General features: G+C 71.9%; 7 protein-coding genes. 6 read left to right on the forward strand and 1 reads right to left on the reverse strand.

Features of this window, described 5'->3' with window-relative positions; translation table 11 throughout:
- Nucleotides 1–217 precede the first annotated feature (217 nt).
- From NON22_RS02520 to NON22_RS02545, 6 genes are all read left to right on the forward strand, one after another.
- Nucleotides 218–2,359, forward strand: coding sequence for an acetyl-CoA hydrolase/transferase C-terminal domain-containing protein (locus NON22_RS02520; protein WP_257385322.1), 2,142 nt, complete (start codon nucleotides 218–220; stop codon nucleotides 2,357–2,359).
- An 81-nt stretch (nucleotides 2,360–2,440) separates the two neighbouring features.
- Nucleotides 2,441–4,189, forward strand: a complete 1,749-nt coding sequence (locus NON22_RS02525) for a hypothetical protein (RefSeq protein WP_257385323.1) — start codon at nucleotides 2,441–2,443, stop codon at nucleotides 4,187–4,189.
- 123 nt (nucleotides 4,190–4,312) lie between these two features.
- On the forward strand, nucleotides 4,313–5,590 hold the full coding sequence (gene ispG / locus NON22_RS02530; RefSeq protein WP_257385325.1) for a flavodoxin-dependent (E)-4-hydroxy-3-methylbut-2-enyl-diphosphate synthase: 1,278 nt from the start codon (nucleotides 4,313–4,315) through the stop codon (nucleotides 5,588–5,590).
- A gap of 175 nt (nucleotides 5,591–5,765) precedes the next feature.
- Nucleotides 5,766–6,203 (forward strand): VOC family protein, encoded by a 438-nt coding sequence (locus NON22_RS02535; protein WP_257385326.1) that lies wholly within the window; start codon nucleotides 5,766–5,768, stop codon nucleotides 6,201–6,203.
- A gap of 349 nt (nucleotides 6,204–6,552) precedes the next feature.
- Complete coding sequence (locus NON22_RS02540) at nucleotides 6,553–8,457, forward strand: alpha/beta hydrolase (RefSeq protein ID WP_257385327.1); 1,905 nt, start codon at nucleotides 6,553–6,555, stop codon at nucleotides 8,455–8,457.
- 52 nt (nucleotides 8,458–8,509) lie between these two features.
- A complete protein-coding gene (locus tag NON22_RS02545) occupies nucleotides 8,510–9,061 on the forward strand; it encodes a gamma-glutamylcyclotransferase (protein WP_257385328.1) in 552 nt (183 codons plus the stop codon).
- A gap of 62 nt (nucleotides 9,062–9,123) precedes the next feature.
- Here NON22_RS02545 and NON22_RS02550 read toward each other — a convergent pair.
- Nucleotides 9,124–10,193: DNA alkylation repair protein (locus NON22_RS02550; RefSeq protein WP_257385329.1), on the reverse strand; the 1,070-nt coding region annotated here is incomplete at its 5' end.

A 10,193-nucleotide genomic window follows, 5' to 3' on the forward strand; every position in this document is an offset into this window, starting at 1 on the left:
GCCGGCCGGCATACTCGGCCGCGGCGCGAATGGAGACCGGTATCTTCCGAACGATCGACGTTTCTGCTTTCGCCGTCGGAGCCCCCTTGAGTCAAGGGGGCGGCCGAAGGCCCGCGACGCGGGCCGTCGGCGGGGTTGTGGGGGTGAGCGGCACGTCGAAAGAGGCGTGCTGCGGACGCGGGTTCGGTCCTTACTGAGAGACGCGGGGATGCGGCATGTGGAACGGCTGACGGCGGTGGCGGAAACGGTGGCGCGCATCCTGGCCCATGGCGGCGGCCAGCTGCGCCTGGCCGCACCGCTGGGGCTGGGCAAGCCCAACGTGCTGCTCAATGCGCTGTACGAGGCCGTCGTCGCCGACGAGCGCCAGTCGCTGCACGTCTTCACCGCCCTGTCGCTGCTGCGGCCCAAGGCGGGGTCGGAGCTCGAACGGCGCTTCCTGCAGCCGTTCGTCGAGCGTCATTTCGGCGCCGACTATCCGGACCTCGCCTACGCGGTCGCGCTGCGCGACGGCACCTTGCCGGCGCGCGTGCGAGTCAGCGAGTTCTACCTGCAGTCCGGCGCGTTGCTGCGCAACGACCGCGCCCAGCGCGAGTATGCGAGCCTCAACTACACCCACGTCGCGCGCGATCTCGCCGGCGCCGGCATCAACGTCGTCGTGCAGCTCGTCGCGCGCCGCGTCGACGGCGGCCGCGAGCGCCTGAGCCTGGCCAGCAATCCCGACGTGACCCAGGATCTGCTCGACGAGATGGCCTCGGCCGGCAAGCCGCGGCCGCTCGTCGTCGGCGTGGTGCATCCGCGCCTGCCGTTCGTCGCGAACGAGGCCGAGGTCAACGCGGATTTCTTCGACCTGCTGCTCGACGACCCGGCCTGCGACCACGTGCTGTTCGCGCTGCCGCGCGAGCCGGTCAGCGCGGCCGAGTTCGCGCTCGGCCTGCACGCGAGCAGCCTGGTGCGCGACGGCGGCACCTTGCAGATCGGCATCGGCGCGCTGTCGGACGCCGTCGTGCACGCGCTGCTGCTGCGCCAGCGCAACAACGAGGCCTATCGCGGCGCGCTCGAGGCGGTCGGCGGCGCGGGGCCGCTCGCGGCGGCGGTCGGCGGGCTCGGGCCGTTCGTGCACGGCCTCTACGGCGCGAGCGAGATGGTCATGGACGGCTTCATGCACCTGGCCAAGGGCGGCGTGCTCAAGCGCCGCGTGTACGACGACTTCGCGATCGAACAGGCCCTGGCCGAAGGCCTGATCGGCGACACCCTGCGCACCGGCGACGTCGAGCGGCTGTATGCGGCCGGTGCCTTGCCGGCGCTGATCCATCTGCCGGAGCTCGCGCGGCTCGTGCGCTGCGGCCTGCTGCCCGAGGGCAGCCGCATCGAGGCCGAGCAGGTGCTGCTGCCCGACGGCACGGCCGTGCCCTGCGACCAGCGCGAGATGAGCGCGCGCGCCGCACTGGGTCGCGCCATGACCGGCCGCCGCCTGCGCGACGGGCGCTACCTGCGCGGCGCGTTCTTCCTCGGCTCGGCCGAGTTCTACCGCTGGCTGGCCAGCCTGGACGGCGACGACTTCGACGGGCTGTCGATGACGCGCGTGTCGGACATCAACCAGCTCTACGGCGGCCGCGAGACCCTCGACGCGCTGCAGCGCCGCGACGGCCGCTTCTTCAATACCTGCATGATGGCCACCGCGCTCGGCGCGGCCGTGTCCGACGCGCTGGAGGACGGCCGCGTCGTCAGCGGCGTCGGCGGCCAGTACAACTTCGTCGCGATGGCGCACGCGCTGCGCGACGGCCGTTCCGTGCTGATGCTGCGCGCGAGCCGCGGCAGCGGCGCGGCCGCGCGCCCGAGCATCCTCTGGAACTACGGCCATACGACGATTCCGCGTCATCTGCGCGACGTCTACGTCACCGAGTACGGCGTGGCCGACCTGCGCGGCAAATCCGACGAGGACTGCGTCAAGGCCATGCTCGCGATCAGCGATGCGCGCTTCGTCGACGGCCTGGCCGCGCAGGCCAAGGCGGCCGGCAAGCTCGCGCCGGAATTCCGGGTGCCGGACGAGTGGCGGCGCAACACGTCCGAGCGGCTGGCCGCGGCGCTCGCGCCGTTCGCGCGGCGTGGCCTGTTTGATGCATTCCCTTTCGGCACGGATTTCACGCCGGTCGAGCTGCAATTGGCCGGCGCGCTGCGCTGGCTCAAGCAGCGCGGCGCGGGTTGGGGCGGGCGCCTGGATCTGTTGCGGCGGGCGCTGTTCGGGGGTGCGGCGAGGGCGGAAGAGGCCGAGGCGCTCGCGCGGATGGACCTGGCCGCACCGCGGACGGCCGGGCAGCGCGTGCTGCGCCGGCTGGTTCTGGCCGGGCTGCGCCGGTGACCCCGCGATCCGGTGATGAGCAATCTCAGGGCGACGATCTAGACTGATGACCACGCACGGGAAATCACAGGGACACGCGCGATGAACGACTGGCTGGCCCGTCTCTCCGACGATTGGCCGGAGCGCCATCCGCCGCTGCGCGGCGATTTCGCCACCGACGCCAAAGGCGTGCGCCAATGGCTGAGCCAGCTGCCACTGGCCAATCCGGCCGCGACCTCGCGCCAGCTGCTCGATGCGCTGATGGTCATGAACCGCACGCGCCTGGAGGCGCAGCAGCGCCTCGAAGCGCTGGAGCTGCTGCGCGGCCCGGTGCTGCAGGTCATCGGCACGATCGACCGGCTGGTACTGCTCGAGACCTTTCCGCTGCCGCCGGCCAAGCTGCAGCAGGCGCGCGCGGCGCAGGACTTCGAGCGCGAGATGGGCCTGGGCTACGTGCAGGCCTTGCACGACTTCTGCGCACCGGCCGGCAAGGTGCCGTTCCTCAAGGGAAAACCCGTCGCGCTCGTGACCGTGCGCGCGCTGCAGCACTACGGCAATCTGCTGGCCAAGGCCTATACGCTGTATCACACGCCGCCGCAGGGCGTCTGGCTGCGCCTGCACGACATCTATGCCGCCGCCGTCGCGCTGCGCCTGGACGACAAGGCCGTGGCCGACCCGAGCCTCGGCGGCGCCGAGCTCACGGCGCGGCATGCGTATGCGCATGCCCTGCTGCTCGCGCTGAGCAATCCGTACCGCTACACCCAGCGCGAGATGACCGACGTGTTCGCGCTGACGCGCGCGCTCGCGCCGTACTGCCAGATCAGTCCCGGGCGCAGTGCCGGGGGCGGTTTCGCCGTGCTGACCGACCGCGACCAGGGCGTGGGCTACGTGCCCGAGGAGCGCCGGCTCGCCGAAGCCGGCCTGCTGTCGTTCGATCCGCATCCGGTGCAGCAGATGGTCGAAGGCCACGTGCGCCTGCTGCCGCCGGGCGCCGACCTGCTGAGCTTCCGGCTCAAGGGCGGCCCCTCGGTGCAGGCGCGCCGCGTCGTCGTCGAGCGGCTCATGCGCAGCTGGGCCGGCAGCGCCGAGCGCGGCCATGCACGGCTGCCGGCCGGGCATCAGCTCGATACGGTCGTCGGGCTGCACGGCCTGCATTACGTGCTCGCCGGCAATCAGGATTTCGACGCGTTCCTGCGCCGCGTGCGCGGCCAGGCCGTCAGCCAGTCCGATCGCGACTTGGCGACGTCGTGGCTCAGCCAGAGCAGCGAGCTCAAGCCCGTCGTGCAGCGCGCCCAGGTGCTCGACCAGAGCCTCGGCGGCTACCGGCTGGTCTGGGACAAGGCCGACCTGGCCCGGGCCAAGGTCGGCGAGCTGGTCGGCCTGACGCCGGCCGCGGCCGACGCCGAACACGACGAGGAACGCGACTGGATGGTCGGCGTGATCCGCTGGATCCGCATCGACGACGCCGACTCGGTCGACGCAGGCATCGAGCTGCTCGCGCGCCGCGCGCAGCCGGTCGGCATCGCGAGTTTCGAGCCCACCGGCCCGGTCCGCGCGGCCATGCGCGGCGTGCTGCTGCTCGACCAGGACAACGGCCATGCGATGACCGTGCTCGCGCCGCATCCGTTCGACCGCCATGCGAGCGAGCTGGAGCTGACCCGTCCGGCCGATCCGCTGGACTGGGAAGCGCGCGCGAGCGTCGCGCGCCTCGGCGACGTGACCGTCGTCGACGCGAGCAACGCCTACCAGCGCGTGCTGATCGGCCGCGCGCCGACCGCGCAGGAGCTGGCCGATTCGGCCGCCGTCGAGGAGGCCGAGGAAGCCGAACGCGCCGACGGGACGACCGGGTAGGGCCGTTGCCTGCCGCGCGCGTTCGCGGGAAGAGACGCGTCGGGGCACGGCGGAATCCCGGCCCGAGCGGCAGGACGACCGTCTCCGCTAGAATCCGGCTTTGCATTTCCCTCCTGTCTGCGCATGAGCTCCGAATCCGAAACTTCCGCGGCTGCGGCCGAACCGGCCCGCGTGGCGGCCGCCCTGCCGCGCCGTGCCAGCGTCGGCGTCGACGTGGCCGGCGTGCTGGTCGGCGGGTCTGCGCCGATCGTCGTGCAGTCGATGACCAATACCGATACCGCCGACGTCGCGGCGACGACGAAACAGGTCGCCGAGCTCTGGCGCGCGGGCTCCGAGCTCGTGCGGCTGACCGTCAATACGGCCGAGGCCGCCGCGGCCGTGCCGCGGATCCGCGAGCGGCTGGACATGATGGGCGTCGGCGTGCCGCTGATCGGCGACTTCCACTACAACGGCCATACCCTGCTGACCCAGGAGCCGGCCGCGGCGCAGGCGCTGGCCAAGTACCGCATCAATCCGGGCAACGTCGGCTTCGGCAAGAAGAAGGACCTGCAGTTCTCCACGATCGTCGAGCTCGCGATACGCCACGGCAAGCCCGTGCGCATCGGCGCGAACTGGGGTTCGCTGGATCAGGAACTGCTCGCGCGCATGATGGACGAGAACCACGAGCGCGCGCGGCCCTGGGACGCGGCGCGCGTCATGCGCGAGGCGCTGATCCGCTCGGCGCTGGACTCGGCGGCGCGCGCCGAGGAGATCGGTCTCGCGCGCGAGCGCATCGTGCTGTCGTGCAAGGTCTCGGGCGTGCAGGAACTCATCGCGGTCTACCGCGACCTCGCCGCGCGCAGCGACTACGCGCTGCACCTGGGCCTGACCGAGGCCGGCATCGGTTCCAAGGGCATAGTCGCGTCCAGCGCCGCGCTGGCGGTGCTGCTGCAGGAAGGCATCGGCGACACGATCCGCATCTCGCTGACCCCCGAGCCACAGGAGCCGCGCACGCGCGAGGTCATCGTCGCGCAGGAGTTGCTGCAGACCATGGGCCTGCGCGCGTTCACGCCGCTCGTCACGGCCTGCCCGGGCTGCGGCCGCACGACCTCGACGTTCTTCCAGGAGCTGGCCAAGACCGTGCAGGACCACGTCCGCGCGCGCATGCCCGAATGGCGCATCCAGTACGACGGCGTGGAGAACCTGACCCTCGCGGTCATGGGCTGCGTCGTCAACGGGCCGGGCGAATCCAAGCACGCGAACATCGGCATCTCGCTGCCGGGCAGCGGCGAGGCGCCGGCGGCGCCGGTGTTCATAGACGGAGCCAAAGTACAGACCCTGCGCGGTGACACGATCGCGCAGGATTTCGTCGCAATCGTCGAAGGCTACGTCGCCGAGCGCTACCGGGCCAAGGCGGGCTGAGCCCTCCGGCTCCGGTCCCGCGCCGGAAAAAGTCGCGCCGGCCTGTCGATCCGGCCGGCGCTGCTTCGACGCACCGGTCAGAGCAGGGCGTCCGCGGACGCCGGCTCGTCTCTCCGGCACGGCGCGCCGCCGGCGCGTCGCCGGTCCGTCGTCAGCACCGACCAGGAGCCTTCGCATGAAACTCAACGCTTACCTGACCTTCAACGGCAACTGCGCTCAGGCTTTCGCCTATTACGCCGAGCACCTCGGCGGCCACGTCGTCGCGTCGATGACCTTCGGCGATGCGCCCGAGGGCGGCGGCGGCGGTCCCGAGGCCGCCGACAAGATCATGCACGCCTGCCTGATGATCGGCGAGCAGGCGCTGATGGGCTCCGACGCGGTGACGCCGTACTGCCCGTACGAGCCGCTCAAGGGCGTCTCGATCGCGCTGCATCCGGATTCGGCGGAGGAAGCCGAGCGCCTGTTCGCCGCGCTGTCGGCGAACGGCAAGGTCGAGATGCCGCTGCAGCAGACCTTCTGGGCCACGCGCTTCGGCAGCTGCACCGACCAGTTCGGCGTGCCGTGGATGGTCAACTACATGGAAGCCGAGAAGACGGACTGTCCGAAGCCGTAAGCGCGCGGCAGAGCGACGCCCAACCCGTCCCCAAGCGCGGTACGCGCTTGGGGACGAGGCGCGATTCGCCGATCGCCGAGGCGCCGGTGTTTCGCGTTGCGTTTCGGCGTTGTGTTCTGCGCGCAGGCCGTTCGTTGAAGCACCTGCGCCGTACTGGCGGATGGTTCTTCCTTTCGCCAGGCTTTCTCCCGACGCGTCGCGCCTGGAGAACAGCCTCTTCGCGCAGCGCCGCAATCCAGAGTCCGTCGCCAGCGATTACCGCGACGAATCGGCGATTCCGGTATCGCCGCGCGCGCAACGCCGCCGCGCCGCCGGCTAGACTGCCGGCTTTTCCTGGCGGAGTTCCCTCATGCTGCAGCGTCTGTCGTGTTCGCTCGCGTTCGTCGCGGCCGCATTCGTGTTCGCGGCGCCGCCGCTGCCGGCGGACGAGGCGGCGCCGCGCATTCTCGTCGGCGAGCAGGCCGGCGCGTCCTGGCGCATCGACGTGCCGGCGAACTGGAACGGCAGCCTGCTCGTGTTCTTCCGCGGCAACAGCGCGCAGAAGGAACGCTACGACACGACGCCGTACACGGCCGGCGGCCGGCGCATCATGCTGCAGCGCGGCTTCGCGCTGGCCCAGTCCGGCTATGCGCGGGCCGACTGGAACATCGCCGACGCTTATGCCGACACCGAATGGGTGCGCCGCCACTTCAACGCGACCATCGGCAAGCCCAAGCACACGTACGCGATCGGCCAGTCGATGGGCGGGCTCGGCGTGGCCTATGCGCTGGAGCGTCGCGACACGCCGTACGACGGCGGCCTGTCGCTGGCCGGCACCCTCGGCGGCGGCGATGCCCTGTTCGAGCAGGCGTTCGTGCAGCTGGCCGCGTTCGACCATTACCTGCCCGGCGTCATTGGGCCGCTCGCGCCGGTGCCGTCGGCCCAGGCGCTCGACGCTGCGGCCGTGCGCGCGCTCGATGCGGCGGTGCAGGCCAGCCCCGACGCGGCGAAACGGCTGGCCGCGCTCATGAGCGTGCCGGTGGAGCAGATCGGCGAGCAGACCGCGATCAACCGCGACCTCGTGCGCCGCCTGCAGCAGCTCGCCGGCGGCAACGCGGTCGGCAATGCGAACTGGCTGTACAGCGGCAGCGGCGACGACGCGGCGCTGAACGCCGGCGTGCGCCGCTATGCGGCCGACGCGCGCGCGTTCGAATTCCTCAAGCGCAACTACGTGCCGAGCGGCCAGCTCGCGAAACCGCTGCTCGCGCTGCAGACCGTGCACGATCCCATCGTCAGCGCGGCAGCGACGAACAGTTACGCGAGCGCCGTGCAGCGCGCCGGGCGCAGCGCCCAGTTCGTGCAGCAGTACGTGCCCGGCGAGCAGCACCTGGGGTTCGAGGTCGGCCAGATCGTCGCGGCGATCGATGCGCTGCGCGGCTGGGTCGAGCGCGGCGAACGCCCGTTCTCCGGCATGCAGCCGCCCGCTGCGGCGGTCGAGGGCGGCATCGCGGCACCGGCGGCCGCAACGGCGCCGAGCGAGCCCATGCCCGAGCATGCGACGTTCACGCTCGACTCGGCGGCGCTGAAGGAAACGCGCCGCATCGCGGTCTACACGCCGCCGGGTTATGCGGCCGACGCGGCCGCGCGCTATCCGCTGCTCGTCATGCCCGACGGCGGCGTGGCCGAGGACTTTCCGCACGTGGCCACGGTCGTCGACCGCGCGATCCGCGCCGGGCAGATGCCGGCGCTGGTCCTCGTCGGCATCGAGAACACCGAACGCCGCCGCGACATGACCGGACCCACCGAGGTCGAGTCGGACCGCAAGATCGCGCCGCGCGTCGGCGGCTCGGCCGCGTTCCGCGCGTTCGTGCGCGACGAACTGCTGCCGCAGGTCGCCGCGCGCTACCGCGTCAGCGACGAGCGCGCGATCGTCGGCGAATCGCTGGCCGGCCTGTTCGTGCTGGAAACCTGCGTCGAGGAACCGCAGCTGTTCCGCACCTGCATCGCGCTGAGCCCGAGCGTGTGGTGGAACCGCGGCGCGCTCGTGCGCGCATTGCCGGCGCGGCTGAAGGCCAGGCCCGACTGGCACGCGCGCTGGTACGTGGCCACGGCCGGCGACGACGAGACCCCCGAGTCGGCCGCGCTGATCGAGACCTTGCGCGCCGATGCGCCGGCCGGTCTGCAGTGGCAGTACGAACCGCGGCCGGACCTGCGCCACGACAACATCTACCGCAGCCTCGCGCCGGCCGTGCTGCCGAAGCTGCTGCAGCCTTGAATCGCGGCGGACCGCCCGCCATCGTGGGCGATCCGCCGCCATCCGCATTCCGATGACCACGACCACGACTGCCGCCGGCGAATCGATCTGGCTGTTCGGCTACGGCTCGCTGATCTACAAGGTCGATTTCCCGTACCTCGAGCGCCGCCGCGCGCGCCTGCAGGGCTGGGCGCGGCGCTTCTGGCAGGGTTCGCACGACCACCGCGGCACGCCCGAGGCGCCGGGCCGCGTCGTCACGCTCGTCGCCGAACCCGGCGCGGTCTGCGTCGGCATGGCCTATCGCGTGACGCCGGCGGTGTTCGCGCATCTGGATCATCGCGAGAAGAACGGCTATCGGCGCATCGCGGCGGATTTCCGTTTCGACGACGGCAGCGAAGTGCGCGGCGTGGTCTACGTCGCTGCGCCCGGCAACGAGGCTTATCTCGGGCCGGCCGACGAGGAGGCCATCGCGCGGCACATCGCCGGCGCGCGCGGCCCGAGCGGTGCGAACCGCGACTATCTGCTCGCGCTGGCCGAGGCGCTGCGCGAGCTCGGCAGCGACGACGCGCACGTGTTCGGCATCGAGGACGTGCTGCGCCGCATCGGCGACGGTACGACGGACTGACGGGGTCCCGGCCGCGAGCCGCTCCGACGCGGGCGATGCGCCGGGGTGAGTGTCGCGAGGGATCAGCGGCGCGTTGCCGGTTTCGCTCGCTTTGCGGCGGTCGCCGGCGCGGCGCGCGCCGACATCGACGCTCCGGATCGTTTCGTCACCGGCTTCCGTGCCGTCGGTTTCTTTGCCGCCGCTTTGTTCGTCGCGGCTTTCGCCGGCGCCTTCGCCGCCGCAACGTCGTTCGCGGCGGGTTTCCTCGCCGGCGTCTTCGCCGCCGGCGCCGGGGTGCCGGCGGGGGTCTTCCGCACGGCTTTCGTCGCGGTTCCGGTCGGCGCCGCCGTTGCCGTTTTCGGCGTCGGCGTCGATTTCGGCTTCGCCGCAGCCGCCTTCGCCGCGAGGCGCGCGACGACGGCGGCGCTCGTGAGCTCGCGCAGCGCGTCCTTGCCGATCCAGCGCGGCGTCGCCACGGTGGCCGCGGCAAGACGGCGCGCGACGGCCACGGCGGCCGCATGCAGCGCGGCGTTGCGCCGGCCGATGCCGCGCAGCGCCCAGTTCACGGCCTTCCTGACGAAGTTGCGCGGGTCGCCGGCCGCGGCTTCGACGAGCTCGAGGCCGCGCAGGAAGCGCGCGTCGCCGCTGTGGCGATCGTGCAGGCTCAGGCTCGCGAGCAATGCGAACGCGCCGCGCTTGACGAATTCCTCAGGCCGCTGCGCCCACCGTTCGATCTGTTCCCAAGCCAGCGGCGAGCGATCGAACAGCGCGAAGCAGGCCGTGTCGCAATGCGCCCAGTTGTCGATGCCGGCGATCCAGCGCTCCATCTGCGCCGCATCGACCCGCGCCGGGTCGGCGACGTAGCACGCGAGCATGCGCGCCTCGTAGACGTCGCTGCGCCAGAGCGCCTCGGCCAGCGCGTGGTCGCGGCCCAGCGATTTGGCCAGCGATTGTATGTCGCGCATTCCTACGCCGAGCGCCTTGTCGTTCGGGATCGCGAAGCGCGTCATGCCCTCGCGCGTCGCCGCGTTCGCGCGCGACGTCAGCGCGGCGATCGCCGCCGTGCAGCGCGCCGCGACGTCGGTCGACGCGCTTGCGGCGGGTACTGCCGTCGACGGGCGCGCGCGGCGGGCGGCTGTGGCCATGGACGTCA

It is taken from the genome of Tahibacter caeni (assembly GCF_024609805.1).
Lineage (GTDB): Bacteria > Pseudomonadota > Gammaproteobacteria > Xanthomonadales > Rhodanobacteraceae > Tahibacter > Tahibacter caeni.

What these genes read in the sequence shown, in the direction of transcription:
- NON22_RS02540 (WP_257385327.1), top strand. Translation starts at nt 6,553, where the DNA reads ATGCTGCAGCGTCTGTCGTGTTCGCTCGCGTTCGTCGCGGCCGCATTC.
- NON22_RS02545 (WP_257385328.1), top strand. Translation starts at nt 8,510, where the DNA reads ATGACCACGACCACGACTGCCGCCGGCGAATCGATCTGGCTGTTCGGC.
- ispG (WP_257385325.1), top strand. Translation starts at nt 4,313, where the DNA reads ATGAGCTCCGAATCCGAAACTTCCGCGGCTGCGGCCGAACCGGCCCGC.
- NON22_RS02535 (WP_257385326.1), top strand. Translation starts at nt 5,766, where the DNA reads ATGAAACTCAACGCTTACCTGACCTTCAACGGCAACTGCGCTCAGGCT.
- NON22_RS02525 (WP_257385323.1), top strand. Translation starts at nt 2,441, where the DNA reads ATGAACGACTGGCTGGCCCGTCTCTCCGACGATTGGCCGGAGCGCCAT.